Origin of the sequence: Haloglomus halophilum (genome assembly GCF_024298885.1) — an archaeon.
GTDB lineage: Archaea > Halobacteriota > Halobacteria > Halobacteriales > Haloarculaceae > Haloglomus > Haloglomus halophilum.
Genome location: NZ_CP101166.1, coordinates 2,641,272 through 2,665,704 on the forward strand (window position 1 = coordinate 2,641,272; position 24,433 = coordinate 2,665,704).

Here is a 24,433-nt window from a genome sequence, read left to right on the forward strand (position 1 = left end):
GGACGACCCACACGTCGACCGACGACCGCTCAGACGTTCCCGGTCACGTCCTCGTACGCGCCCGCCTCGTACTCGTCGTCGGGCACCACGACCACGCTGCCGAAGCCCTCGCGGTCCTGCAGCATCTCGTGGGCACGGTCGGTCTCGCTCATCGGCAGCACGTCGCGGACGTACGGTGTGAGCGTGCCGTCCCACACCAGCGAGAGGACATCGTCCATCTCGCCGGGCGTCCCCATCGTGGAGCCCATGATGTCCAGTTGCTTCCAGAATATCTGCGTGATGTCCGTCTCCGGGTTCGGGCCGGTCGTCGCGCCGCAGGTGACGAGGCGTGCGCCCTGTGTGCAGGCCTTGATGGAGTCCTGCCACGTCGCCGCGCCGATGTGGTCGACGACCACGTCCGCACCGCGGCCGTCAGTGTCGCTCTTGATGGCGTGGACGAAATCCTCCTCGTCGTAGTTGATGAGGTGGTCGGCGCCACACTCGGCGGCCAGCTCCAGTTTCGCGTCGCTGGACGCGGTGGCCCACACCTCGGCGCCGGCGTTGGCGGCGATCTGGACGGCGGCGTGGCCCACACCACCGGAGGCACCGTGGACGAGGACGTTCTCGCCCTGCGTGACCTCGGCGCGCGTGGTGAGCATCCGCCACGCGGTCTGGAAGACGAGCGGCGCGGCCGCCGCCCGGACGAAGCTCACGTCGTCCGGGATGGGGACGAGGTTGTCCTCGGCGAGCGCGCTGTACTCGGAGTGGACGCCGGTCGTGTGCTCGCCGATGAGCATGAAGTTCTCACACAGCGAGCGGTCGCCGTCCCGACAGAACTCGCACGTGCCACAGGAGGTGGCGGGCGCGACGGCCACACGGTCGCCCGCCTCGAACCGGGTCACGTCCTCGCCAACCTCCTGGACGACGCCCGCGCCGTCGCTCCCGGGGATGTGTGGGAACTCGCCGGGGCTCGGCATCCCGCGCCGGGTCCAGACGTCGAGGTGGTTCAGGCCCCCCGCCTTCATCTCGACCAGACACTCGTCGCGGCCGACCTCGGGGTCCGGCAGCTCGTCGTACTGGATGACGTCGGTGTCGCCGTGCTCCTCGTAATAGACTGCCTTCATAGGCCGGGCGACGGAGGGCTCGGGCAAAACGGTAGCGGTGCCGGAAGGTCCGGGAGAAAGATTATGTCGGACGTCCGATGACTGCCGTCGTGCGCGACCTCGCGCTCGTCGCCATCGCGCTCGGGGGCCTCCTGCTCCTCGCCGGCACGACCACGTACGTCCAGGAGACGGGCTGTCGGAACGTGGACCACGTCGACGTTCTGGAGGCTGACCCCGGGGAGTTCGCGACGGTGACCGACTACCGGAACCTCAGCGAGGCCGACCAGCGGGCGTTCAACCGGGCCCGGACCGGGTGCCACAGATCCGGTCCCGACGCCATGTTCGTCCGCTACCGGAACACGACCTACGAGGTGGTTCCGGTCGTCGTCGACCCGCCGCCGCCGTACGGACTCATCGTCGGGTCGCTCCTCGCCGGCGGCACGCTGCTGCTGGCCGGGGTCGCCGAGCGCGTGTAGCCGGACCGACGCGACGCAAGACCCATAGCGGCGTCCCCGCTAGTTCGGGTGGATGCGGACCTCGTATCTGGGTGTGGCGGTGCTCATCGTCGGCCTCGTCGCGATGAGCGCCGGCGCGGCCACCTACGTCGACGCCCAGAACTGCCGGACGGTCGCCGGCCTCTCGGTGACGCCCGTCGAGGACCCGCCCACGAACCTCACCCGGGTCGCGTACGCGAACCTCACGGACGACCAGCAGCGGGTCTTCGACCAGGTCCGGGGCGCCCGCCAGGCGCTCGTCCAGCGTGGCGTGTTCACCGAGGCGCTCGTCGTCCCCTACGAGGGCACCGACTACGTGGTCGCGGTCAGCGAGGAGTCCTCGTGCGGTGACCCCGGCCGCGACGGCGTCCGGGTCCCGCTTCTCGGCGGCGCGGCGCTCCTGCTCGTCGGCGCCGGCGTGGCGAAGTACGGGAGCTGATGGCGTATCATCGGACCTCATCGAGAACATACTGACTTCGCTCGGAATCCGGTTGGTTTTCCAGAAATGTCTCTGTCCGGCGCTTCCGGTCCCCGCACACTAACCTACCGCCGGGTCGAACGACGGGCCATGACCGATGACGCCGATGCCGACCACGAACCCGACCACAGCCATGGCAGCCACGACGGGCACTCACACGACCACGACGACCACGGGCACTCACACGACCACGACGACCACGGGCACTCACACGACCACGACGACCACGGGCACTCACACGACCACGACGACCACCACTCACACGACATCGAGGCGCTCTCGGTCGGCGTGGTCACCGTCTCCTCGTCGCGGAGCGTGAAGGACGACCCCGCAGGCGACGCCATCGTGGCGGCGTTCGAGGGCGCGGGACACGATGTCGCGGTCCGCGAACTCGTCAACGACGACCTCGACGGCATCCAGTCGACGGTCGACCGGCTGGTCGCGCGCGAGGACGTGAACACGGTCGTCACCACCGGTGGGACCGGCGTGACGCCGGACGACGTGACCATCGACGCCGTACGGCCGGTCCTCCGGACGGAGCTGCCGGGCTTCGGGGAGCTGTTCCGGCGGCTCTCCTACGAGGAGGTCGGGACGCGGGTCGTCGGGACGCGCGCCCTCGCGGGTATCGCGCGTGGCGTCCCCGTTTTCTGTGTCCCCGGGAGCGAGAACGCCGCACGGCTGGGTGCCGAGGAGATAATCGTCCCCGAGGCGCCCCATCTCGCCGGGCTGGCCCGGCGCGACGACACGGAGGAGGAGCCGGACGACGGGGACGCTGACGAGACGGCCTGAGCCGGCCGTCAGGTATCGAGCGGGTCGGTACAGCGGACGACGGCGGGGTCGCCCTCGGTCAGTTCCAGGTCGCCGCCGAACGCCGCCACGAGGTCGCGGTTCGTCTGCAGGTGGTCGGTGAGACGGCGGGTCGTCACCTCCCCGCCGGCCAGCGCCAGCACGACCGCGAGCTGGTCGGCCGTGTGCCCGTCGACGGCCGGCCCGTCGTTGGCCGTCCCGTCCGCCCGCCGGAATCGGTCGAACGCGCCGACGGCATCGCCGGCCACCTCCTCCATCGGCTTCCCCTTCTCTCCGAGGCCCGTGAACCCGGCCCGGCCGTCCGCGCCGTGGGCCACCACCGTCAGGACGGCGCCCGGGGAGTCGGTCTCGACGTACTCGGGGTGGGTTTCGACCGGGAGTGGGGTCAGGTCGCGGAGCGACTGGCGGGCCGCCCGGGCGCCGCGCTCGGCCACGTCGGCGTCGGCGAGGGCCTCGGCCGCGACCGAGTGGACGGAGAGTCGCTCCACCGGTCCGGTGTCGCGCAGTTCGAGCGGATGCGGGTCGGCGCTCCCGAGCCGGAGGCTGGCCTCGCCCCCACCGGCCGGGTAGAACCCGCGCCGCGAGACGGTCGCCCGGGCGTCCAGACCCGCCCGCCGCGCGAACGGGAGCTTCACCCGCCGGTAGTGGTCCGTCGTGGGGGCCCACTTGACGTCCGTACCGCCGGTCGCACGCACGACGAGTTCCTCGTCATCGTCGAGCGCGGCCGAGAGCGGCAGGAGTGCGTCGAACACCAGCAGCATGCTCCCAGCGGTGTCGATGTCGACCTCGTACTCGCCCGGGCGGACGGGTCCGGGCTCGAAGGTCAGGGTCTCGGAGCCGTACTCGGCCTCGGCCACGTCGGCGTCGCAGGCGTCCGCAACGGCCTCGACGGCGGCGAGGTGCTGTGATTTGAGCCCCGGTTCCGGCCGGTCCCCACGGATGCCGGTCATCTCGAACGCACGGCCGGTGACCGCCGAGAGTGCGAGCGCCGTCCGGAGGAGCTGACCGCCGCCAGCGCTCCCGTCGAGGTCGAGCATACCGACCGTCCGCACCCGCCCGGCCTCAACCCTGCGGTGGCGTGGGCCGAACCCACACGCCGCGGTCGGCAGGCACACGTCCCCGCCCGCCGAAGGCAGCGCATGGACAAACAGCCCCTCCGCGAGCGGGTGTGGGACGAACTCGAGGACGAGGGTGAGGCCCGGTTCCCGTTCCCGCCGCACGGGCGCATCCCGAACTTCGCGGGTGCCGACCGAGCGGCCGAGCGCCTCGCCGAGACCGACGCGTGGCGCACGGCCGAGACGGTGAAGGCGAACCCGGACGCCCCCCAGCTTCCGGTCCGCCGGGCCGCGCTCCGGGCGGGCAAGACCGTCTACATGGCGGTCCCGCGCTTGCGTGACGAGCGCTGCTTCCTCGAACTCGACCCCGACGCTCTGGATGATTACGACGCAGCCACGACCGTCAGCGGCATCGGCGAGCACGGCCGTCAGGTCGGTCCCGACGCGATGCCCGACATCGACCTCGTCGTCTCGGGGAGCGTCGCCGTCTCTGAGTCGGGCGCACGGGTCGGCAAGGGCGAGGGGTTCAGCGATCTGGAGTGGGCCGTGCTACGGGAGCTGGGACTGGTGGACGATGGAACGCCCGTTGCGACGACTGTCCACGAGTTGCAGGTGCGCGAGGAGGACTGGGCGACCGACGCCCACGACGTGCCGCTGGACCTCGTCATCACGCCCGAGCGGACGGTGGAGACGGGGGGCGTGGGGAAGCCGAAGGGTATCGACTGGTCGTTGCTCTCGGAGACAGATATCGAGGGGATGCCCGTACTCGGGCGGTTCCGGGACGGTAGCGACTGATACCGGACGAGTGGCTACTTCTCCCGGACGACGACGAACTCCGCGAGATCGCGCAGGTAGTCGACCGCGCGGGAGTCCCGATGGGTCGCGGTGTCGAGCGCGGCGAGCGCGGCGTCGGACTCGTCCCGGGCGCGCTGGTTGGCCTCCTCGGGCGTGAGGTCGGTCACCTGCACGATGGAGGGGCGCTCCATCTCGGCGTCCTGGCCGGTCGGCTTGCCCAGGTCCTCGGGGTCGGCCGTCTCGTCCAGCACGTCGTCGCGGATCTGGAAGGCGATGCCGACGCGCTCGGCGTACTCGCCGAACGCCTCGACGCGGTAGGGGTCGGCATCGGCGGCGACCGCGCCGAGTTCGGCGGCCGCGCGGAACAGCGCGCCCGTCTTCCGGCGCGCGAGGTCCATGTACTCCGCCTCGTCGCTCGGTATCGCGACGAGTTCGGTGGCCTCGCCCATCCCCAGCTCCACCATCGCCTCGGCCACGATCTGCATCGCGTGCTCGTCCGCGGAGAACAGGTGGAAGGCCTCGCCCAGCAGACCGTCGGAGGCGATGATGGCCGGGCCGTGGCCGAACTCGACGTGTGCGGCGGTCTCGCCGCGCCGGAGGTCGGACTCGTCGATGATGTCGTCGACGACGAGCGAGGCGTTGTGGACGAGTTCGACCCCGACGGCGAAGTCCACGGCGACCGAGTCCTCGGCCAGCGGGTCGCCGCCGGCGGCCTCGCAGGCGAGCATCGTCAGGGTGGGGCGGACACGCTTGCCCCCCGACAGCGAGACGTGCCGGACCTGGTCGGCCAGCGCCGACGGCTCCACCCCGTCGAGGACGGCCTCCAGCCGGTCCTCGACCAGGCTCCGCCGACGTTCCAGATACTCCATCACGAGAAGAAAGGCCCGGAGCCCGGAAGTACGTGACGGAGTCGGGCACCTGCGTGGGAGTCCGTGTGGCCTGGGGGGTCGTTCCCCCGGACGACTCCGGCAGTTCGCGCATCTATCTATCTAGTGTCAAGGCACTCCCCCATCGGACCCGTCCGTCCGTGTATGTTCACCTTCCAGCCCATCGTCCTCGCGGGGGCCGTCGCCGGCGTTCTCGCGGCGGCGGTCTACCTCTCGGTCGCGGTCGTCGCATCGCTCCGTGGTGGCCGGTCACGAGCCGCCGCCCGCCGTCTCGCCCCGGTGACGGTCATGCCCGCCGTCGCCGCGTTCTTCCTCTCGTCGCTCGTCCTCGCCGGGACGCTCCCGGCCGCCGCCCCGCTCGCGGGCGTCGTCCTCGTGACCGCCGGGCTGGTGCCGTCCATGCGGTCGCTGTGGCGGACCTCCCCCGGGCGGTCGGCCTCGCGGACGACGCCCCACACCGCCGACTGAACGTCCCGGTTCCGTCGCGGTTCCTGCGTCTGCTCCTCCTCGCATCCTGTGTCTGTTCCTCCTCACACGGTGAGCGTACACGTTGGCCGGTGACCGTAGCGGTCACCCGGTCGAGCGCCGAGCGACGACCCGCGACCGGTGCTACCGCTGGCCGGGCGGCGAAAGAAGGAACGAGTGGGACGGTGACCGTCTACAGGTTCGGGGCCTCACCGCCGAACTCCTCGATGAGTTCGGGGACGACGTCGAACAGGTCGTCGACGATGCCGTAGTCGGCGAGGTCGTAGATGGGCGCGTTCGGGTCCGTGTTGATCGCCACGATGGTGTCGGCGCCCTTCATGCCGGCGACGTGCTGGACGGCGCCGGAGATGCCGATCGCGATGTAGACGTCCGGCGTTACGACCTTGCCGGACTGGCCGACCTGCCGGTTCTTCGGCAGCCAGCCGTTGTCCACGATGGGCCGGGACGAGGAGAGCGTCGCGCCGAGCGCGTCGGCGAGCTCCTCGACGAGGACGAGGTTCTCCTCCTCCTCGATACCACGGCCGATGGAGACGAGCACGTCGGCCTCGGAGATGTCGACGTCGCCGCCGCCGACCTCCTCGAAGCCGGTGACCTCGGAGCCGATGGCGTCCTCGTCGATGTCGACGTCGACGGCACCGACCGCGGCGTCGCCGTCGCCCTCCGCCTTGGGCCATTCGGCCGGCCGGATGGTGAGGGCGTACTGGTCCGCCTCGACATCGTACGTCGTCTCGACCTTGCCACCGTACTGCTCACGGGTGATCTCCGTCGTGTCGCCGCCGTCCAGCGCGATGGAGTCGGTCACGAGCGGGAGGTCGAGGTCGTCGGCCACGGCCGGGGCGTAGTCGAGCCCGTTGACCGTGTTCGGCATGAGGAGCACGTCCGCGCCGCTTGCCTCGTACAGCTGCGGGATGGCCTGCGCGTAGACGTCGTGGTTGAACTCCTCGCCGTAGTCGACGGTGTGGATGGCGTCGACGCCGTCGCGGTTCAGGTCGTCGGCGAACCCGTCGACGTCGCCGGAGATGACGCCGAGGTGGAGCTCGCCACCGAGTTCGTCCGCCAGCTCGCGGCCGGCGGTGATGACCTCGTAGGAGACGTCGCGGAGCTCGCCGCGCCGGTGCTCCGTGATCGCGAGGACCGTCATCCCTCGACCACCCCCTTCTCGCGGAGGAAGTCAGCCAGCTCGCCGGCGGTCTCCTCGGCCGAGCCCTCCCAGATGGTCGCGTCGCTCTCGGACTCGGGCTCGTACATCGACGTGCGGGAGACGTCGGACTCCAGCGTCGACTCGTCGAGTTCCAGGTCGCCCAGCTCGTGGACGTCGAGCGGCTTCTGCTGGGCCTGGCGGATGCCGCGCAGGCTCGCGTAGCGCGGCTCGTTGATGCCGGACTGGATGGTGAGGACGGCGGGCGTCTGCACGTCCGTCAGCTCCTCGATACCACCCTCCAGCTCGCGGTGGACGTGTGCCACGCCGCCCTCGATGTCGAGGTCGAGCGTGTTGACGACGGCAGCCCACTCCATGTCGAGCTTGTTCGCCAGCGCGACGCCGGTCGCGCCGTTGGAGTCGTCGGCCGCCTGGACGCCGGAGAAGATGAGGTCGGGTTCCTCCTCCTCGGCGACCGCGGCCAGCATCTCGGCCTTGGCCTCGACGGAGAGGTAGTCCGCGCCCGCGAGGGAATCGTCCCAGACACGGATGGCCCGGTCCGCGCCCTTCGCGAGCGCCATCCGGATGGTCTCCTCGGACCGCTCGGGCCCGATGGTGACCGTCACCACTTCCACGTCGTCGTTCTCCTCACTGGTCTGGACGGCTTCCTCCACGGCGTAGTCGTCCCACTCGTTGAGGTCGTACTCGAGGTAGCTCTCGTCGACGTCGAGCCCAGAGATCTGGAACTCGTCCTCGACCTCGGCCACCTCTTTCACGGTGACGAGTATCTTCATGCTAGTCGTTACAACCCAGCAGTCGTTGGTGAATAAACGTTTCCGAACGCCCCGAGCAGCGTCGCCGTTGGCCGACGATATGAGGGCTGTTCAAGCCGATTCCGACGGCTACGCCTCTCGGTGTCGGCAAGATTCGCCCGGGCTGTCACTCCTCGTCCAGTTCGGTCACGTCCTCGTCGGGGAAGCTGATGAGGTTCTCCCGGCCGATCCGGAGCTTGTCGATGCGGTCGGCTTCGTCCATCGCGGACAGCAGCTGGGACACCTTCGCGTTCGACCAGCCCGTCTCGGAGACGATGTTGGCCTGCTTCATCCGGCCACCGTTCCGTTCGAGCAGCCGCTCGACCCGCTCCTCGTCGCTGAGAAGCTCCGTGTCCGTCTCGGCCTCGTCCGTCCCATCGCCCCCGGTAGCTGCGCCACTGGCGGCGGTCGCGTCCGCCCCGTCCGCGGCGCCCGCCTGGGCATCGCCGGCTTCCCCAGCGGCCGCGCCGCCATCGGTCCCGTCTCCTGGTCCAGTCGGTGCGGGGCCGTCGTCGTCGTCGTCACGCCGCCGTCGGAGCACGAGCAGCACGGCGCCGACCAGAAGCAGCCCACCGACCCCCCCGATGACGAGCAGTTCGCCGGGGAGTGGCGAGCCGGGTGTCGGCGTCGGCGAGTCGGGCGTCGGTGTCGGCGAGCCGGGTGTCGGCGTCGGCGTCGGGGCGCCGTTCCGTTCGTAGGTCGCCGCCACGTCGCCGGGTTCGAAGGTCGCCGGGCCCTCCCATCGGAGGACGCCCGCCCGCGGAGTGGTCGTCGCCGTGAACACCCCGTATCCCTGTGGGGGTCGGACCTCGAGCGTCTGCCCGGCCGCGAGGCCGGGAAGCCACGTCCCCTCGCTCGTGTTGAACGCGGAGCCGAACCGGAGTCGGCCGTCGGTCCCCCGCGCGAAGTCGGTCCAGGTGAAGTTCAACGTGAGGTGCCCGGTCGCGGTCCCGTTCTCCCCTTCCACGACCGTGGCGTTGCGCTCGACCGCCCGGATGGTCATCGACCGGTTGACAGTCGCGTTGGCCGCGCGGTTGGCGCGCCGGAACGTCGTGATGTCGAATCCGACATCGGCGTCCCCGCGCTCGTATCGGCGCGCGAGATCATCGAAGGCGGCGCGGTCGCTCTCGTTCTCGAGCTCGAACGCCGTCACGGCCGACCATCGTGCGTCCCCGTTCGGCTGGAGCTGTACGACGAGTGCGGTCCCGTCGCGTGGTGGCGTCTCCGACTGGACCGTGGCGATGCCGGTCGAATCGGTGTCGATGTCGGGGTTCGCAGGAGCTGGTGCTGTCGCCGTGGCCGGGGCGGTCGCAGCGACAACGACCATCGCGGCGAGGACGGCGAGGGCAAGCGTCGGCTGGAGGGCGGCACACGACCTCGCCCGCATACGGTGCGGGTGGCGGTGGAGTGCGGAAAACGCTTTCCATCGGGGAATGAAACGTCTGCACGCTGGATAAAACGTCTCAGCGCCGCTGCACCCGTCTCGCGAGGCCGTTGTCCGTGACTGCTCTCCCCCCTCGGACGCGACGGACGACTTTTTACTCCCGGGGTCGGAGGGGTGGGACATGAGCGGTCCCCGTTCCCTCCACGCGCCTGCCGTCGCGGCCACACTCGCGCTCGCGGTCGCGCTGGTGCTCGCTCCCGTCGCGGGACTCCCTGCCGTCGGTGGGACCTCCGCCACCCCAGCCGTCCCGGCTACGACCCCGGGGACGCCCCCGGATGCGGCACAGTCGCTCGCCGATGGCGACTACGTCGACACGCGTGCCGCCGGTACACGGCTGCCGGCGTCCCTCCGCGAGCCGGTCCGGTCCGAGCGGAACACGACCGCGTATCTGGCGCTCGCGGCGGACCTGGAGACCCGCCAGTTCGGGACAGCCACGTTCGACGTGGGCGGGGCCGTCGCGGCCGACGGTGGTTCGACACACTCGACCTACGAGACGACCTGGCTCCGCTCGTCGTTCACCAGTGTCGGCGACAATCGAACGGAGCGCCGGCGCATCGTCGAACGCAGCGCCGACCGGCTGGACGCCCGTATCACCGCCCTCGAGCGTCGTGAGGGCCGTGCGCTCGAACGGTACAACAGCGGCGACATCTCCGCCCGGACGTATCTGCGCGAACTGGCCGCTATCGACCGGGCTGCGGGGTCACTCCGTGAGGCCGTCGGTCTCCTGCACACGTACAGCTCGGCGGTCGGTCAGCCGGTCTCCGAGCGCCGTATCGCGGCCCAGAAGGTCCGCCTGCTGTCGCTCGAAGGCCCCGTCCGCGCCCAGGTCGCGGCCTCCATGTACGGGGACCAGCCGCCGACGCGGGTCTACATCGAGACCTCCAGCCAGGGCGTCGTCCTCGCCACCATCGACCGCGGTCCCTTCACGCAGGAGTACCTCCGGGAGGCGTACGTCCCGTCGGCTCGCGACCCCGATGGACCCGACCGGTTCGAACAGAGCGGTGAGAAACTCGAGGCCGCCAGGGACCAGGCTGCAGCACTCTACCCCTGGGCCTTCGAGAACCAGGGCGGCACCTCCATCGGGACGTTCACCGGCGAGCCGTTCCTCTACAACGCTGGCGTCTACTCCGTCCGTGTCGGGCATTCCCACGGAACGAGCCGGACGTACGACCTCATCACGTTCCTCGACGGTGGGACCCGGGATGTCTTCCGCGAGATCCAGTACAAGGACCTCTCCGCCGTGCCGACGGTGTTCGCCGACGAGAACACCTCCGACGGCGTCCGCCTCGCCGTCGAGCGGACCAGAACCGGCGGCCCGATGCGCGTGACGGTGACGAACGAAGCCACGGGGGACCCGATCCAGGCGACCGTCCTCGTCAACGGGGAGCGCGTCGGCATGACCGATATCGAGGGAGAGCGCTGGGTCATCGCTCCCGGACCGACAGCGACCATCACGGTCGTCACCGAGGAGACGGAGGTCTCGACGACCGTCTTCAGCGACGGCGCGCCGACCGGCTGAGCCGGACGCCCGTAGCTTCTTGTCGGATGCCGGGACCAGACGCCCCGTGTCGCCACGTCCCGACCGTGCCGTGTCGCCCGTCCTCGGGTCCATCCTGCTCGTGGCCCTCACCGTCAGTCTCGCCGCCGTCGTTGGAGGCACCGTCCTGTCCGGGGCCGTCCCCACGGAGCCACCGCCACGTGCCACGCTCGATTGCCGGGCCGACGCCGCCTCGGACCGTGTGACCTGCGTCCACGGCGGCGGCGACCGCCTGGACGTACGCGACCTCGACGTCCACATCACCGTGGACGGCGAGCCGCTGGTCCACCAGCCGCCGGTCCCGTTCTTCGCGGCGCGGGGGTTCCACGCCGGCCCGACGGGGCCGTTCAACAGCGCCGCCGACTCCAACTGGTCCGCCGGCGAGTCCGCAGCCGTCCGGCTCGCGGGGACGAACCGACCCGGGCTCACGTCCGACGCCCGGGTGGTGGTCACGGTCACGGCCGGCGACCACGTGGTCGTGCGGGCACGTGCGACCGCGAGTTAATACAGATATGGTGGGTTTCCACCCGATACATCGGAATTATGCTGTCAAAACCGATGTATGAGGGTCGTGGAATGGGGATAAAGATGATTCTGGGCCCGAACGGACGGCCGGCGCCGGAGGGTCAGTCGTCGGCCGACGCGTCGACGGGGTCGGTCTCGGCGTCGGTGGCCTCCTCCGCCGGGTCCGTCTCGGCGTCACCGGGAACTCGCGCCAGGGTGGTGATGGCGATCTCGGGGTTGTAGTCGGGCCCCATCGTGACGTGGCGGAACTCCTCGTAGCCGGCCGCGGCGAACATCCGGTCGGCCTCGGCCTCGTCGTAGAACAGCATGATGGCGTCGGCGAGCTTCTGGAAGACCGTCGAGTTGGGGTAGTTCGGGCCGACGACCAGCACCGGGCCGCCCGGTTTCACGACGCGGCGGAACTCCTCCAGTGCGTCGACCGGGTTCGGCCAGTACTCGATGCTGCCGGAGGACCAGAGCGCGTCGAAGGTGTCGTCCTTGAACGGGAGCCGTTCTGCGTCCCCCCGGTGGAACTTCACCTGCCCGCGCGTGCCGAACTTCGCGTAGGCCTTCTCCAGCTGGTGTTCCGACTGGTCGAGGCCGTAGACGTCTTCCGTGTACTCCAGCAGTCCCTCCGTGGCGAAGCCGGTTCCACAGCCGACATCCAGCACGCGGTCGCCCTCGTCGATGTCGAACAGCTCCAGCGCCTCGTTGCGCATCTCCTCGTTCCAGATGAACGGGTTGATCTCGTCGTACACCTTCGAGAGGTACTTGTAGAAGAACCGCGCGCGAGCCTTGTTCTCGAGGAGTCCCATTACCCTCGTGTTGGGTCCCAGCGGGCATAATTCCCCTGCTTCCGGGGCCGTGCCGGCCCGGATACGGTCGCCGACCGCGGGAACTAACCCCGCGCCCTGCCACCGCCGAGCCATGAGCGAGGACGTGCTGGTTCCGGGCGGACGCGACGTGCGCGGGACGCTCGATACGCCCGACGGCGAGGCGACGGCCTGCGTCGTCGCGTGTCCGCCCCATCCGCAGTACGGGGGCAAGCGGACGGACGCGCGCCTGCGGGCACTCGCGGACGCCCTGACGAGCGAGGGTGTCGCCTGTCTCCGCTTCGATTACGGCGACTGGGACGAGGGGCGCGGTGAGCGAACCGACGTGCGGCAGGCCTGTCGGTGGGCTCGCGGCCGCTTCGGCGACGACCGTGTCGGGCTGTTCGGCTACTCCTTCGGCGGTGCCGTCGCGCTGCTCGCTGCTGCGGCCGACGGGGCGGACGGGCGGAACCTGCAGGCCGTCGTGGCGCTCGCGCCGGGTGCCGGCATCACCGGCGGCGTCGAGCGGCCGGTCCCCGAGGCGCTGGGCGACATCGCCGCGCCCGTCCGCATCGTCTACGGGAGCCGGGACACGACCGCGAACTGGGAGCCGGTCGTGGAGCGCGCACGCGAGCTGGGACTCGACGTCGTGGAGATGAGCGCCGACCACCACTTCGTCGGGCAGGCCGACAAGGCTGCGGACCACGCCGCCGAGTTCCTGCTGGCCCGGCGCTGAACCGCGGCCGCATGGAACCGACACCACTACCCTCCGACCGTCCCGACCGGCGGGTATGACCCTTCGATACGTGACGACCAACCCCGGGAAGGTCCGGGAGGCCGAGGAGTATCTCGACGACGTGTCGGCGCTGGACTACGACTACACCGAGGTGCAGGCGCCCGAACTGGGGCCCATCGCGGCTCACGGCGCCCGGGAAGCGTATCGCCACGCCGGCGAGCCGGTCATCGTCGACGACGCCGGCCTGTTCGTCGATGCGCTCGATGGGTTCCCGGGCCCGTACTCCTCGTACGTCGAGCACACGCTCGGCGTGGAGCTGACGGGCCGGGTCGCCCGCGAGGCCGCCGCGGCCGCGGACGGCGGCGACAGTGACGGCGACGGTGAGGTCGCCCGCGCGGCGTTCCGGTGTGTCATCGGTTACTGCGACGGTGACGACTTCGCGGCGACCCCCGAGCCCGTCGACCGTGGCGAGCGCCGGGGCCAGGACCTTGCGGCCGACGACCGGGACAGCGCGACGACGGACGCGCAGGTCGCCGGTGACGACGGGAGCGCCGACCTCCCCGTGAAGCTGTTCGAGGGCGTCGTTCCGGGCCGAATCGTCGAGCCGCGGGGCGACGGCGGGTTCGGCTACGACCCGGTCTTCGAGCACGACGGGACCACGTTCGCGGAGATGGACGCGACGGAGAAGAACGCCGTCTCGCACCGCGGGCGGGCCCTCGCGAAGTTCGCCGACTGGTTCGCCGAGCGGTAACCGCGGCCACAGTCGCCGGGAGGGCCGACCCGCTCAGGTCAGCAACCGGGGCCCGAACACCATCACCAGCAGGCCGAGTATCATCACGATACTGACGGTCGTGGTGACGGCGGAGGTGAGCGCCCGGCCGTTCGAGACGGGGAGCCGTGAGACGACGGTCTCGGTCGTCGTCCGGAGGATGTGGCCGCCGTCGAGCGGATACGCGGGGACGCAGTTGAACTGGCCGATGATGAGGTTGATCCACGCCGTCCAGAACAGCAGGTTGGCGAGGAAGAAGGCGAACCCGGCGCCGAGCAGCCCAAGCGGACCGCTCACGGTGTAGAAGTTCGTCACCGGGCCGACGAAGCCGGCGAAGTTGTAGCCCACGTCCGGGAGGGTGAGCGACGCGAACGGGAGCACCAGCGTGAGGTAGGCCCGTTCGATGCCGCCGAGGCCGCCGCCACCGTTCCCACCGAGTACCGTCAGGAAGGTGTTCGAGGGGTAGACATCGACACCGAAATCGTCGAGGACGAACCCGGAGACGCCGCGCTGGACCCGCACGCCGAGCTGGGCATCGGACCCGCTGCCGCCGAGGTCCACCTCGACGGTGCGGCGCTCGCCGTCGTAGCCGCCGACGTAGCCCGTCACGGAGACGGTGTCCCCGGGCTGGCGCGCGTCGAGGACGGCGCTCAGGTCGTCGAAGTCGACGGTCCGGTTGCCGCCGATGGCCGTGATGATGACGGTCTCGCCGCCCGAGAGGTCGGTCTGTCCGGCGAGCGCACCGTCGGGCGCGACGAGGCTGTACGTGCCGATGGGGAGCTGGACCGACCGGGTCCCGCTCTGGTTGCGCACCGTCAGGTCCGCGACCGGGCGCGACTGGACGGCGTCCTCGAAGCTCCCGACCGTCGAGACGCGGCTCCCGTTGACGGCGGTGACGGTCTCGTTCACGGCGATGGGGGCGTCCCGGACCGCGACGGTCACGAGCACCTCGCGCTGGACGGTGACCGTCTCACCGCTCTCCAGTTCGACGGGAACGCTGTCGGCGCGTGATTCGGCGAGGGTGGCCTGCATCGCGTCGGCGTCCGCGACGGATTCGCCGTCGACGCTCGTGATGACCGTCCCGCGGTCGATGCCGGCATCACGGGCTGGCGACCCCTGGAGCGAGCCGCCGATGGGCACGCCGGCCACGACGCTGATGCTCCCGGCGACGGGGCCGAAGAGGAGGAGGAAGGCGACGACGGAGACCGCGAAGTTGTTCGTGACCCCGGCCGCGAACATCCGGGTCTGTCCGCCACGGCTCGCGCGGTTGCGCGAGGCCTCGCTCGGCTCGACGAACGCGCCGATGGGGATGAAGGCCAGCAGCGCCAGCCCCATCGACTCGATGTCGATGTCCTCGACCCGGCAGAGGAGGCCGTGACCGCCCTCGTGGACGACGAGGCCGATGAGGAGACCGGTCAGGATCTCCGGCGCCACGGAGAGCGGGAGGAAGTCGTTGACACCGGGGATGGCGAGGACGTTCTGTGGCTCGTTCAGTGCCGTCGGCGTCGGGTTGCGGACGGCCGAGATGGCCGCGAACGCGACGAGGGCGAACGAGCCGACCATCACGACGAGCGCGATGCCGACGCCGAGGTTGCCCCACGCTCGCCAGAACCGTTTCGGCCCCGCGAGCCAGTTCAGGAACGCCTTGCCGCGCTGGGTGTGGATCGTCGTGATGGGACCCTGTACCCGGATGGCCTCGGGGAGGCGCCCCTGCGCCTTGAGGGCCATCGCGACGAGGGTGTAGAGGACGATGCCTCCACCCACCAGCCACAGCGTGCTTACCATTGTCTCCGGGGAGGGTCCTGTGGCTCAAATGGATTCGGGTTGCGGGATCGGGGCACGGTCCCGGGTCAGGCCAGGAAGAAGATGAGGCCGCTGATGGCGGTGACCGCGAGGATGAACACGGCCGCGAGCGCCCCACCCATCGAGATCATGGCGTTGGCGTGGGAGGCGAGCGTCTCGGTGCGGTCGTTGCCGAAGACGGTCACCTCGGCACGTTCGGTCGCCATCCCGGCCTCCACGGGGGCGATGTCGTCGAGGGCCTCGCGGGTGACGGTCTCGACGGCCTCGACGAGCGCCGCGGCCTCGATGGCGGTGCCGACCTGGTTGACCGCCTCGACCGTGTTGACGATGTGGGTGTCGGTCGTGAGCGCCTCGGCGTCGTCGACATCGAGCTCGGAGACGAGGTGGTCGACCAGGCGGTCCCGGAGCCCCGGCTCCATGTTGTTCCCGTCGACGAGGACGTACGCTGTGCGCTGGTCGTCGACCTCGGTGACGGCGACACGGATACCGAGCGGGCCGATGCCGTCCTGTGGGTTCCAGTCGGTACGGTCCCAGGCGACCCCCAGCGAGAGTGAGTGGCGCTCGGCGGCCGCGAGGGTCTCGCCCAGCTGGCCGGCCGCCTGTATCATGTCGAACGAGCGCTTCGAGCCCGGCGTGATGTGGCCGAGGTCGTCGCCATCCAGCCCGTTGTTGCAGTTGTGGGCGTCCGCCAGCAGCACGTCGCGCAGTCCGCCCGAGCGGGCCTCGGCCTGTGCGGAGAGGCCGACGGCGTACTCCACGTCGTCGGCGAAGGCGGGCGCGTAGGTCGCGGCCATGAACGCGTCCTCGCCGAACGCCTGGCCGATGAGCGTCGCCTCGCCGTGGCTGGCCCGGTACGAGCGGCTCGCATCGGCGGTGTAGTCGATGCGGTCGAACGCGCGGTCGGCGGCGTCGATGATGGTCTCGACCTCGCGGGCGGTGACGAGGTTGAAGTCGTGGCCGGCGGTGGCGTGGGGCGGGAAGGCCAGCCCGTCGGCCTCCTGGGCGACGCGCTCGGGGAGGTTGCCGCCGCCGATCTCGCCCATCGGCCCCGGGTGGATCATCGGCAGGACGAACCGGGCCTTCTCGACGCCGCCGGGCTCGCGGAAGGCCATCACCGTGACAGGAACGACGGCCTCCTCGCCGAGCTGCTCGAAGAACTCCTCGAGTTCGTCCGTTCCCTCGGCGATGTGGCCGACGAAGCCACGGAGGAAGTCCAGCACCGAGACGCCGAGCGAGTTGCGCCACGGGCGGTCGATGACCAGCAGGAAGGCGTAGACGGAGCCGACGTAGAGCACACAGGTGATGGCCAGCAGGACGAACGTCTCCGGGCCGACGACGGTGAGTTCCTGGGGCGCCTGGTCGGCGCGGTTGAGGAAGACCCGGGTGAGCGGGCCGCCGAGCTCGAAGAACCGGAGCGTCCCGCTGTAGATGAACAGGAGGGCGGCGGCGGCGACGGTCTGGATGCTCGCCGGGACGATGGCGGCGGCGATGGACTCGTGGGAGACGGCCATGATGACGAGCAGCCGGAGCGCGAAGATGCTGGCCAGTGCCGCGACGAGCGCGTCGAAGACGAACTGCTGGCCCAGCCCTGTCAGGACTGCCACGGCGCCGGCCGCCGTCAGCACGACGACGACGACCAGTTCGCAGGTCAGCGCGAGCAGCGACGCCCGGTTCGGGGTGAGGTGGCCGCCGAACAGCCGGTCGACCGGTGGCGTCAGCAGCGATGCGGCCACCGTCGGAACGCCGATGTAGAAGACCCCCTGCCAGGCGTCCTCGAGGACGAACCGCGAGTCGAAGGCGGCGACCCCCGCGAACGCGGCGATGAGCAGGGCGAACGCGATGCTGGAGTACCAGCTCGGCGCCCGGAAGATGAACCGCGACAGCGAGGCGAGGTCGCCCTGTGTGTTGCTCATGTGTGTGTGAACGGGTGGCCGTTACGCGGACGTTCCGCCGCGCCGACATAAATCGGTCGTGCGTGTCCGACGGCTGACGGACGAGAACGGGTGTACGTGGTGCTAACGCCCCTCGCAGACCGAGCGGAAGTTCTCGAACACCTCTTCGCCCCGCTCCGTGTGGGCGACCTCCGGGTGCCACTGGACGCCGTAGAGGTCGCGCTCGGTATCGCTCATCGCCTCGACGCCGCAGACATCGCTCTCGGCGGTCCGGGTGAAGCCGTCGGGGACGCGTTTGACCTCGTCGGCGTGGCTGGCCCACACCCGCGTCTCGGGGGCCAGCGAGCCGACGAGTGGGTCGGCGTCGTCCTCGATGCGGACGGTCACGTCGGCGTAGCCGCCGTAGTCGCCCGCGCCGACCTCGCCACCGAGTTCGTCGGCGATGAGCTGCATCCCAAGGCAGATGCCGAACACCGGGATGTCGAGGTCCAGGTAGTCGGGGGCGCGGCCGATGCGGTCCATGTCGGGACCACCCGAGAGGACGACGCCGTCGGCCTCGACCTCGTCGGGCGGGGTCTCGTTGTCGACGATATCGGTGTCGACACCGATGTCGCGGAGCGCCCGCTGCTCCAGATGGGTGAACTGTCCGTGGTTGTCCACCACGACGATACGGGTCATTACTGCCCGTTCTCTCGTGGACGGGTATAAGCCTCCTGAAACGCCTGAATCGGGAGAAACGGCTCGTTTACGTGCTCTCGCGCTCCGGTGGCGACCGCTCAGAGCGCGGTCGGGTCGAACCGCTCGTTGCGCCCCGTCCACTCCGCCACCTCGCGTGACGCGCGCGTATCGAGATACACCTCCACGCCGTTCCCGTCGGGGTCGTCGAAGTAGAGGGCCTTCGAGATGCCGTGGTCGACCGGCGCCACCTCGACGCCGCGGTCCCGGAGCCGCTCGTAGGTCTCGCGCAGCGCGGTGCCGTCGGGAACCTCCCACGCCGAGTGATAGAGGCCGACGCCCCGGCCCGGTCCGGCGGCGCCCTCGCCGAGCGCCTGCAGCGCGAGGTCGTGGTGGTGCTCGCCGAACGAGAGGAAGGCGTAGCTGCCGTGGCGCTCGGCCACGTCGAGGCCCAGCACCGCACGGTAGAACTCGATGGCCCGGTCCACGTCGCGGACCTTCAGGTGGACGTGGCCGAGGTGGGTCCGGTCGTTCATACGGGGGTCAGGGGAGCCACTCAGAAAAGCACCGTAGCGACATCCCAGTCAGCCGCTGTCGTCGGTGTCACCGGGGTCGAATCGCTCGGCGGCCGTCTCGAAGCCCGTCTCGGCCTGCTCCTTCGTGCGGCGCTCCTCCTTCGCGGCGATGGCCTCCGGGTCCGGCGCGGCGTCGTCGTCGACCCGGGCCCACGACCCGTGGACCTTCGCGTGACACCAGCGACAGAGGTAGACGGTTATCTCGTGGGCCATGTCGGCCTCGGGTTCGTGCTCGCGGCTCGTCGCTTCGCTCCTCTCCGCTCGCTTGCTCGAGGGCTCCCGCCGGTCGCCCTCTCTGTACGAGAGGTGATGTTCTTCGAGGAGTGGTCGTGTGTCCCGGGCCTCCGCGTTGGCCAGTCGGACCTCCTCGAGCCCGCAACGGACGCACTCGCGCGAGCGCTGGCGGGCGCGGAAGTGGGGGCAGTCGGCCCAGTCCCACGCGCCCTCCGGGTCCGCCGCGGGGCAGCGGAGGTCGTCGGCGCGGCGCTCGGCCGCGAACTCGGGGTCGTGCTGGCCGTGCTCGGCGGCGTACCGGCAGCGGCCGTCGTCGGTCAGGTGGTCGCAGCGCTCGACGTGTTCGTACGGGTCGTCCACGCCGACGGAGGTTCCGCTGGGTGTCTTCATCTCGGAATCCGGGTGCCTCTGGTTCCCCGCTGGGGTGGCGTCGGCTTTCAATCTTCGCTCGCGGCTGTGTGGGGATGGGCTCCCTGATGTTAGTGACTGCGACGACGATAGTGACGCAGGGTGCGAAGCCCTCGCGCTCTCGCCCTTCGATTCCACCAGAACCGTGCGTGGGTCAGTCAGATTCGTGGGCCTCACGCCTCCCCAACCGCCTGCGATGCTCGGTCGCTTCGCTCCCTGCGCTTCTCGTCCCTCGCGCAGTGTAGAGGCGGCTGGCCCTGACGGGCACAGCCGCCAGCGCGCGCCCGCTCGACTGACAGGGGTCGAGGGCTTCCACAGTCCACGGGCCGGGAGCGCGTGGTGAGCAGTTCGCCTGCGAACCCGCGCGACCTGGGGAAGGGCAGGGACGCATCGCCCATTGACCATTCAACCCCCTGGTGGAATCGAAGGGCGAGTGCGCTCAGCGGGGCCCCGGCGACGCAAGCACCGCAACGAGCGCCGCAGGCGCGAGTGAGGAGCGCAGCGAGGGTGAGGCCGGAGGCCGAACGACGGAAGTCGCAGCCCGGAACGGCGCCGAAGGCGCCGCATGCCCGGACCGTCTTCCGGAACGCGGCCCCCTGAGCGCGCGAGGGCTTCGTAGATTGTTCTCCATAGCATAGAATCTCCTCGAGATTCGGAGTAAGAGAAATAACTTGTGGATAAGACTATAGAAAAATACTTAATCGATATATCAGGCCAGTTCGCGGTCGATAATCGCCCGTAGTTCCCGAATCTCCTCGACACCTGCGGACAGCGACGCCCCGCCAACATCGATATCCAGCGACCCGTCGCTCGTACTCGCGCCGACCTCGTGGACGGGCGCGACGCCGTCGAACGCCTCGCGAACGGCCTCGGGGTCGGTCGTCTCGACGACGGCGCGGCCCACTCGCTCGTTGAACAGCAGGTGTGCGGCGTCCCCGTCGCCGAGGTCCACGTCGGCGCCCGCGTCGGCGGTCACCATCTCGGCCAGTGACACCGCGAGGCCGCCGTGGCTCACGTCGTGGACGGCGTGGGTGGCGTCGTGGTCGGCCACGCCCGCGAGCGCGCGGACGAACTCGGTGCCGTTCTCGGGCGGCGCGGGGAAGGCATCGCTCCCGCCGTGCTGTGCGAGGTACTCGGAGCCGCCGAGCGCCACGTCCGCGCCGTCGAGCGCGGCGTCGCCGACCACGAGCACGGTTCCCTCGCCGGCGAACGCTGCGGGCGGGGCGTCGTAGCCGGGCTTCGTCCCGACCATCGCCAGCGTCGGCGTCGGCGGGACCGGCCCGGCCTCGGAGTCGTTGTACAGCGAGACGTTGCCGCCGACGACCGGCACGTTCAGGTCGGCACACTCGTCGGCGAGGCCGTCGACGATGCCGCGGAAGCCGCCGTACACGTCCGGCTTCTCGGGGTTACCGCCGTTGAGGCAGTCCACGGCTGCGAGCGGGTACGCACCCTTCGCGGCGATGTTGGTGGCGTTCTCCAGGGCGACGGCCCGGGCGCCGTCGTACGGCGCGGCGTCGGTCCAGTTGGGGTCCGCGCCGGCCGAGAGCGCGAGGCCGGTCCCGGGTGCGGCGTCGACGGGCGCCGACTCACGCACTGCAACGAGCGCCGCGTCGTCACCGGGCCGGAGCGCCGTCCGCGTGCCGACCTCGTGGTCGTACTGGCGGTAGACCCACTCCTTCGAGGCGGTGTTGGGTGAGCCGACGACGGCCTCGAACGCTGCACGGAGGTCGGGCGTGGGGTCGGGCAGGTCCACCTCCGGCTCGGCGGGCTCGACGTGGTCGAGGTCGTTCATGGGCGCGCCGTCCGCCAGGAACTCCGCGGGCGCGTCGACGACCGTCTCGCCCTCGAACGTGCAGACGTAGCGGTCCTCGGTCACCTCGCCGATGACCGAGCAGCCCAGGTCGTACTTCTCGGCGATGTCGCGGACGGCGTCGACCTCCTCGGGCCGGACCTCGTAGCACATCCGCTCCTGGGACTCGGCGAGGAGAATCTCCAGCGCGTTCATGTTCGGCTCGCGCTGGTGGACCCGTTCCAGTTCGATCTCGGCGCCGAGGTCGCCCTTGGCGATCATCTCGGAGGACGCACCACCCAGCCCGGCCGCGCCGAGGTCGCGCGCCGCCCGGACGAGGTCGTTCTCGACGAGCTCCTCGTTGGCCTCGATGAGCAGCTTCTCCGTGTACGGATCGCCCACCTGGACCGCGGGCCGGTCCTCCGTCTCGGCGTCCTCGGCGAGGTCCTCGGAGGCGAAGGAGGCGCCGCCGAGCCCGTCGCGGCCGGTCCCGTTGCCGACGAGGACGAGCTTGTTCCCGGTCTCCTTCACGGCGGCCGTGACGAGCCGTTCCTCGTCCAGCAGGCCGACGCAGGCGACGTTGACGAGCGGGTTCCCCTCGTACGAGTCGTGGAAGGCGACCGACCCCGAGACCGTGGGGACACCGATGCAGTTGCCGTAGTGGGAGATGCCCTCGACGACACCCTCGAACAGGTAGCGCGAGTGCTCGCGGTCGAAGTCGCCGAAGTACAGCGAGTCCGCCAGCGCGATGGGGTAGGCGCCCATCGACATCGTGTCCCGGACGATGCCGCCGACGCCGGTGGCGGCGCCGTCGAACGGATCGACGTAGGAGGGGTGGTTGTGCGACTCGACACCCATCGTGATGTAGGTGTCCGAGTAGCGGGTCTCGGCGTCGTCCTCGGTGCCGGGGACGGGGAGCGCGACGACGGCGGCGTCGTCGCCCGGCCCGACGACGACCTGCGGGCCCCCGGAGTCGAAGGCCGAGAGCAGCGGTCGCGAGGAGCGGTAGGCGCAGTGCTCGCTCCAGAGGTTCTCGAAGAGCGCTTCCTCGGCGGGCGTCGGGTCCCGGCCCAACTCGTCGATGACGAGTTCGCGGTCCGAGGGTGCGAGAGGCATATCGGCGGTCCGGCGTGCCCGTGGAAAGCGCTTTCCATCCCCGAGGCGATGCCGCTCCGGTCGCCGCCACTCGACGGCTGCCGGCACACCGGCGTGCTTTTGGCCCGGTCGCCCGAACGGTTGGGCGTGCTGTCGGTCGAGTTCCACTCCCACTCGTCGCTCTCGTACGACGGGCATGATCCGGTCGAACTCCTGCTGGGGCAGGCCGAGGCCGTCGGACTGGACGCGCTCGCCGTGACCGACCACGACGAGATCGATGCCTCACTGCGTGCGGCGGACCTCGCCTCCGAGTACGACCTCGTGGGGATTCCCGGGATGGAGATCACCTCCGAGGCCGGCCACGTCCTCGGGCTCGGCGTCGAGGAGGCCGTCCCGCCCGGACTCTCCTACGACGAGACGCTCGACCGCATCCACGACCAGGGCGGTGTCGCGGTCGTACCGCACCCGTTCCAGAAGTCCCGGCACGGCGTCGCCGCCCACATCACGCGTGGCCAACTCGCGAGCGCGGACGCCATCGAGGTGTACAACTCCCGGCTCCTCACCGGCCGCTCGAACCGCCGGGCCGAGCGCTTCGCCCGCGAACACGACCTCCCGATGACCGCCGGCAGCGACGCCCATATCAGCGAGATGGTCGGCCAGGCCGTCACCGAGGTGGACACGACCCACGAGGACGTGACCAGCATCCTCGACGCGGTCAGGGAGGGCCGGACGACCGTCGTCGGCAAGCGGACGCCCTGGCGCGTCAGCTTCCGGCAGTTCGGCGGCGGCATCCTCCGCCGGGCGAGGCAGGCCATGCTGGCCCCGTTCTGATGCCGCTCGACTCGTCGCCGATGCAGGGGTCCGACGCCGACCTCGTGGCGCGAGCGCTCCGCGAGGATGACCCGCTCCCCGGTACCCACGGGTTCGCGGGGACGCTCCCCGATGGACGTCCCGTCCGGGACGTACTCGGCCGCTATCCGCTGTTCACCGAGCGTGGCGACCACGAGACGGTCAGCGCCGACCCGACGGCGCTCGACACGCCGGTCCGGCTCCCTGCGGGCACGGTCCGGTCGGCCGACGGCGACGAGCGGGTCTGGTCGCTTCCTGACCTGCCACCGGCCACCGACGACCGACGGGCCGTAACGGACGTTCGGGACGCCATCGCCGAGAGCGTCGCCGCCGTGCCGTCGGGTCGGGACGACCTCGCGGTCGCGTTCTCCGGTGGCGTCGACTCGGCCGTCGTGGCCGCGGGACTCCCGCGGGCGCCACTCTACGTCGCGGGTGTTCCCGGAAGCCCGGATATCGAGGCCGCTCGGGAGGCCGCCCGCCTCTGTGGCCGTGCGGACGAGCTCACCGTCGTCGAACTCGACCACGCCGCCATCCGCGAGCACGCCCTCTCCGTCGCCCGCGCGACCGGGCGGACGAACGCCATGGACGTGGCCATCGCGGTGCCGCTGGTCGCCGTCGCGCGTCGCGCACGCGAGGACGGGTACGAACGACTGGCGGTCGGCCAGGGTGCCGACGAACTGTTCGGCGGCTACGACAAGGTCGCACGGGCTCCGGAGGACCCGCGTCTCTCGGCAGGTACCGTCCGAGATGCGGTCCGCGAGGTCGTCACCGGGTTGCCCGACCAGCTGGAGCGGGATGTCCTCGCGCTGCGGGCGGCGGGCGTCGAACCCGTCGCACCGCTACTCCACGACGCGGTGGTCCGTGCCGCCCTCGGATTGCCCGAGCGACTGCTGGTGAGCGAGCGTGGCGAGCGGAAGGTCGCCCTCCGGCGGGCGGCACGCTCGTCCGTCCCCGACCCGGTCGCGTTCCGTGGGAAGCGAGCGGCCCAGTACGGGAGCCGGGTTGCCCGTGAACTCGACCGGCTGGCTCGTGAGGCCGGGTTCGAACGCTCCGAGGGGGCACACGTGGCACGGTTCGTCGGTGACCGGGCCGGTAGGGTCCCGGATATCCGCTCCCCGCCACGCTCGGACTGAGTCGCCGCGCGGGGTCGCTGGCCGCTCGTCTGCCCCCCGTTCGACACCCGGCAGACGACCGTCGTTCGATAGTCATCCATCCGGCGAGCAGCCGGGTAAATGCTTTCCGGCCGAATCCGGCGCCCACAGCGCGTGTGAAGCGGT

The 24,433-nt window shown here is 70.6% G+C and carries 24 protein-coding genes; 11 read left to right on the forward strand and 13 right to left on the reverse strand.

All coding sequences use genetic code 11. From position 1 onward, the window contains the following. Window positions 1-29 precede the first annotated feature (29 nt). The gene (locus tag NL114_RS12785; protein WP_254821306.1) at window positions 30-1,103 is read right to left on the reverse strand and encodes a zinc-binding dehydrogenase; all 1,074 of its coding nucleotides are present in this window, start codon (window positions 1,101-1,103) and stop codon (window positions 30-32) included. A gap of 77 nt (window positions 1,104-1,180) precedes the next feature. Between NL114_RS12785 and NL114_RS12790 the strand changes: the two genes are divergently transcribed. The 3 genes from NL114_RS12790 (at window position 1,181) to NL114_RS12800 (ending at window position 2,843) form a co-directional block, all read left to right on the forward strand. Further along, entirely contained in the window at window positions 1,181-1,558 is a 378-nt protein-coding gene (locus NL114_RS12790; protein WP_254821307.1) for a DUF7979 domain-containing protein, read from the forward strand. A gap of 52 nt (window positions 1,559-1,610) precedes the next feature. After that, window positions 1,611-2,015 carry a DUF7979 domain-containing protein gene (locus tag NL114_RS12795; protein WP_254821308.1) on the forward strand — a complete coding sequence of 135 codons (405 nt, stop codon included), beginning with the start codon at window positions 1,611-1,613 and terminating at the stop codon, window positions 2,013-2,015. A gap of 129 nt (window positions 2,016-2,144) precedes the next feature. Continuing rightward, window positions 2,145-2,843 carry a MogA/MoaB family molybdenum cofactor biosynthesis protein gene (locus NL114_RS12800; protein ID WP_254821309.1) on the forward strand — a complete coding sequence of 233 codons (699 nt, stop codon included), beginning with the start codon at window positions 2,145-2,147 and terminating at the stop codon, window positions 2,841-2,843. Window positions 2,844-2,851: 8 nt separating this feature from the next. Here the strand turns inward: NL114_RS12800 and rtcA are convergent, their stop codons facing one another. Next, entirely contained in the window at window positions 2,852-3,898 is a 1,047-nt protein-coding gene (rtcA, locus tag NL114_RS12805) for an RNA 3'-terminal phosphate cyclase (protein ID WP_254821310.1), read from the reverse strand. 102 nt (window positions 3,899-4,000) lie between these two features. Between rtcA and NL114_RS12810 the strand changes: the two genes are divergently transcribed. Next, complete coding sequence (locus NL114_RS12810; protein WP_254821311.1) at window positions 4,001-4,711, forward strand: 5-formyltetrahydrofolate cyclo-ligase; 711 nt, start codon at window positions 4,001-4,003, stop codon at window positions 4,709-4,711. Between the two features lie 14 nt (window positions 4,712-4,725). Here the strand turns inward: NL114_RS12810 and NL114_RS12815 are convergent, their stop codons facing one another. Then, complete coding sequence (locus tag NL114_RS12815; protein WP_254821312.1) at window positions 4,726-5,580, reverse strand: polyprenyl synthetase family protein; 855 nt, start codon at window positions 5,578-5,580, stop codon at window positions 4,726-4,728. Between the two features lie 162 nt (window positions 5,581-5,742). On the opposite strand from NL114_RS12815, the gene NL114_RS12820 reads away from it, so the two are divergent. Continuing rightward, complete coding sequence (locus NL114_RS12820; protein WP_254821313.1) at window positions 5,743-6,066, forward strand: hypothetical protein; 324 nt, start codon at window positions 5,743-5,745, stop codon at window positions 6,064-6,066. 190 nt (window positions 6,067-6,256) lie between these two features. Here NL114_RS12820 and NL114_RS12825 read toward each other — a convergent pair whose 3' ends face one another. From NL114_RS12825 to NL114_RS12835, 3 genes are all read right to left on the reverse strand, one after another. Further along, on the reverse strand, window positions 6,257-7,225 hold the full coding sequence (locus NL114_RS12825) for an electron transfer flavoprotein subunit alpha/FixB family protein (protein ID WP_254821314.1): 969 nt from the start codon (window positions 7,223-7,225) through the stop codon (window positions 6,257-6,259). Then, the gene (locus NL114_RS12830; protein WP_254821315.1) at window positions 7,222-8,016 is read right to left on the reverse strand and encodes an electron transfer flavoprotein subunit beta/FixA family protein; all 795 of its coding nucleotides are present in this window, start codon (window positions 8,014-8,016) and stop codon (window positions 7,222-7,224) included. The genes NL114_RS12825 and NL114_RS12830 overlap by 4 nt, the downstream gene beginning before the upstream one ends. A gap of 145 nt (window positions 8,017-8,161) precedes the next feature. After that, the gene (locus NL114_RS12835) at window positions 8,162-9,421 is read right to left on the reverse strand and encodes a helix-turn-helix transcriptional regulator (RefSeq protein WP_254821316.1); all 1,260 of its coding nucleotides are present in this window, start codon (window positions 9,419-9,421) and stop codon (window positions 8,162-8,164) included. 178 nt (window positions 9,422-9,599) lie between these two features. On the opposite strand from NL114_RS12835, the gene NL114_RS12840 reads away from it, so the two are divergent. Both NL114_RS12840 and NL114_RS12845 read left to right on the forward strand, forming a co-directional pair. Then, on the forward strand, window positions 9,600-10,997 hold the full coding sequence (locus NL114_RS12840) for a DUF7096 domain-containing protein (protein ID WP_254821317.1): 1,398 nt from the start codon (window positions 9,600-9,602) through the stop codon (window positions 10,995-10,997). A 46-nt stretch (window positions 10,998-11,043) separates the two neighbouring features. Next, a complete protein-coding gene (locus NL114_RS12845) occupies window positions 11,044-11,520 on the forward strand; it encodes a type IV pilin domain-containing protein (RefSeq protein ID WP_254821318.1) in 477 nt (158 codons plus the stop codon). Window positions 11,521-11,641: 121 nt separating this feature from the next. Here the strand turns inward: NL114_RS12845 and NL114_RS12850 are convergent, their stop codons facing one another. Continuing rightward, complete coding sequence (locus NL114_RS12850; protein ID WP_254821319.1) at window positions 11,642-12,334, reverse strand: methyltransferase domain-containing protein; 693 nt, start codon at window positions 12,332-12,334, stop codon at window positions 11,642-11,644. A 112-nt stretch (window positions 12,335-12,446) separates the two neighbouring features. On the opposite strand from NL114_RS12850, the gene NL114_RS12855 reads away from it, so the two are divergent. Together NL114_RS12855 and NL114_RS12860 are read left to right on the forward strand one after the other, a co-directional pair. Further along, window positions 12,447-13,067: an alpha/beta hydrolase gene (locus tag NL114_RS12855; RefSeq protein ID WP_254821320.1), complete on the forward strand. Its 621-nt coding sequence runs from the start codon at window positions 12,447-12,449 to the stop codon at window positions 13,065-13,067. Between the two features lie 55 nt (window positions 13,068-13,122). Then, window positions 13,123-13,818, forward strand: a complete 696-nt coding sequence (locus NL114_RS12860; protein ID WP_254821321.1) for a non-canonical purine NTP pyrophosphatase — start codon at window positions 13,123-13,125, stop codon at window positions 13,816-13,818. A gap of 33 nt (window positions 13,819-13,851) precedes the next feature. Here NL114_RS12860 and NL114_RS12865 read toward each other — a convergent pair whose 3' ends face one another. The 6 genes from NL114_RS12865 to purL form a co-directional block, all read right to left on the reverse strand. After that, window positions 13,852-15,621 (reverse strand): site-2 protease family protein, encoded by a 1,770-nt coding sequence (locus NL114_RS12865; protein WP_254821322.1) that lies wholly within the window; start codon window positions 15,619-15,621, stop codon window positions 13,852-13,854. A 65-nt stretch (window positions 15,622-15,686) separates the two neighbouring features. Continuing rightward, window positions 15,687-17,552 (reverse strand): DUF2070 family protein, encoded by a 1,866-nt coding sequence (locus NL114_RS12870; RefSeq protein ID WP_254821323.1) that lies wholly within the window; start codon window positions 17,550-17,552, stop codon window positions 15,687-15,689. Between the two features lie 102 nt (window positions 17,553-17,654). Beyond that, window positions 17,655-18,209 (reverse strand): GMP synthase subunit A, encoded by a 555-nt coding sequence (locus NL114_RS12875; protein ID WP_254821324.1) that lies wholly within the window; start codon window positions 18,207-18,209, stop codon window positions 17,655-17,657. Between the two features lie 98 nt (window positions 18,210-18,307). Then, complete coding sequence (locus tag NL114_RS12880) at window positions 18,308-18,742, reverse strand: VOC family protein (protein ID WP_254821325.1); 435 nt, start codon at window positions 18,740-18,742, stop codon at window positions 18,308-18,310. Between the two features lie 48 nt (window positions 18,743-18,790). After that, window positions 18,791-19,405, reverse strand: coding sequence for a DUF7097 family protein (locus tag NL114_RS12885; RefSeq protein ID WP_254821326.1), 615 nt, complete (start codon window positions 19,403-19,405; stop codon window positions 18,791-18,793). Window positions 19,406-20,132: 727 nt separating this feature from the next. Continuing rightward, window positions 20,133-22,505 carry a phosphoribosylformylglycinamidine synthase subunit PurL gene (gene purL, locus NL114_RS12890; protein WP_350355373.1) on the reverse strand — a complete coding sequence of 791 codons (2,373 nt, stop codon included), beginning with the start codon at window positions 22,503-22,505 and terminating at the stop codon, window positions 20,133-20,135. Here purL and NL114_RS12895 point away from each other — a divergent pair. Both NL114_RS12895 and NL114_RS12900 read left to right on the forward strand, forming a co-directional pair. Next, window positions 22,455-23,138, forward strand: coding sequence for a PHP domain-containing protein (locus tag NL114_RS12895; RefSeq protein ID WP_254821328.1), 684 nt, complete (start codon window positions 22,455-22,457; stop codon window positions 23,136-23,138). The two genes, purL and NL114_RS12895, sit on opposite strands and share 51 nt — an antisense overlap. A 20-nt stretch (window positions 23,139-23,158) precedes the next feature. Then, complete coding sequence (locus tag NL114_RS12900) at window positions 23,159-24,289, forward strand: asparagine synthase C-terminal domain-containing protein (protein WP_254824713.1); 1,131 nt, start codon at window positions 23,159-23,161, stop codon at window positions 24,287-24,289. Window positions 24,290-24,433: the final 144 nt, after the last annotated feature.

Bases quoted from the DNA above. Each gene is read 5' to 3' on its own strand.
- NL114_RS12785 (WP_254821306.1), bottom strand. From the start codon at position 1,103: ATGAAGGCAGTCTATTACGAGGAGCACGGCGACACCGACGTCATCCAG.
- NL114_RS12790 (WP_254821307.1), top strand. From the start codon at position 1,181: ATGACTGCCGTCGTGCGCGACCTCGCGCTCGTCGCCATCGCGCTCGGG.
- NL114_RS12795 (WP_254821308.1), top strand. From the start codon at position 1,611: ATGCGGACCTCGTATCTGGGTGTGGCGGTGCTCATCGTCGGCCTCGTC.
- NL114_RS12800 (WP_254821309.1), top strand. From the start codon at position 2,145: ATGACCGATGACGCCGATGCCGACCACGAACCCGACCACAGCCATGGC.
- rtcA (WP_254821310.1), bottom strand. From the start codon at position 3,898: ATGCTCGACCTCGACGGGAGCGCTGGCGGCGGTCAGCTCCTCCGGACG.
- NL114_RS12810 (WP_254821311.1), top strand. From the start codon at position 4,001: ATGGACAAACAGCCCCTCCGCGAGCGGGTGTGGGACGAACTCGAGGAC.
- NL114_RS12815 (WP_254821312.1), bottom strand. From the start codon at position 5,580: ATGGAGTATCTGGAACGTCGGCGGAGCCTGGTCGAGGACCGGCTGGAG.
- NL114_RS12820 (WP_254821313.1), top strand. From the start codon at position 5,743: ATGTTCACCTTCCAGCCCATCGTCCTCGCGGGGGCCGTCGCCGGCGTT.
- NL114_RS12825 (WP_254821314.1), bottom strand. From the start codon at position 7,225: ATGACGGTCCTCGCGATCACGGAGCACCGGCGCGGCGAGCTCCGCGAC.
- NL114_RS12830 (WP_254821315.1), bottom strand. From the start codon at position 8,016: ATGAAGATACTCGTCACCGTGAAAGAGGTGGCCGAGGTCGAGGACGAG.
- NL114_RS12835 (WP_254821316.1), bottom strand. From the start codon at position 9,421: ATGCGGGCGAGGTCGTGTGCCGCCCTCCAGCCGACGCTTGCCCTCGCC.
- NL114_RS12840 (WP_254821317.1), top strand. From the start codon at position 9,600: ATGAGCGGTCCCCGTTCCCTCCACGCGCCTGCCGTCGCGGCCACACTC.
- NL114_RS12850 (WP_254821319.1), bottom strand. From the start codon at position 12,334: ATGGGACTCCTCGAGAACAAGGCTCGCGCGCGGTTCTTCTACAAGTAC.
- NL114_RS12855 (WP_254821320.1), top strand. From the start codon at position 12,447: ATGAGCGAGGACGTGCTGGTTCCGGGCGGACGCGACGTGCGCGGGACG.
- NL114_RS12860 (WP_254821321.1), top strand. From the start codon at position 13,123: ATGACCCTTCGATACGTGACGACCAACCCCGGGAAGGTCCGGGAGGCC.
- NL114_RS12865 (WP_254821322.1), bottom strand. From the start codon at position 15,621: ATGGTAAGCACGCTGTGGCTGGTGGGTGGAGGCATCGTCCTCTACACC.
- NL114_RS12870 (WP_254821323.1), bottom strand. From the start codon at position 17,552: ATGAGCAACACACAGGGCGACCTCGCCTCGCTGTCGCGGTTCATCTTC.
- NL114_RS12875 (WP_254821324.1), bottom strand. From the start codon at position 18,209: ATGACCCGTATCGTCGTGGTGGACAACCACGGACAGTTCACCCATCTG.
- NL114_RS12880 (WP_254821325.1), bottom strand. From the start codon at position 18,742: ATGAACGACCGGACCCACCTCGGCCACGTCCACCTGAAGGTCCGCGAC.
- NL114_RS12885 (WP_254821326.1), bottom strand. From the start codon at position 19,405: ATGAAGACACCCAGCGGAACCTCCGTCGGCGTGGACGACCCGTACGAA.
- purL (WP_350355373.1), bottom strand. From the start codon at position 22,505: ATGCCCGTCGTACGAGAGCGACGAGTGGGAGTGGAACTCGACCGACAG.
- NL114_RS12900 (WP_254824713.1), top strand. From the start codon at position 23,159: ATGCAGGGGTCCGACGCCGACCTCGTGGCGCGAGCGCTCCGCGAGGAT.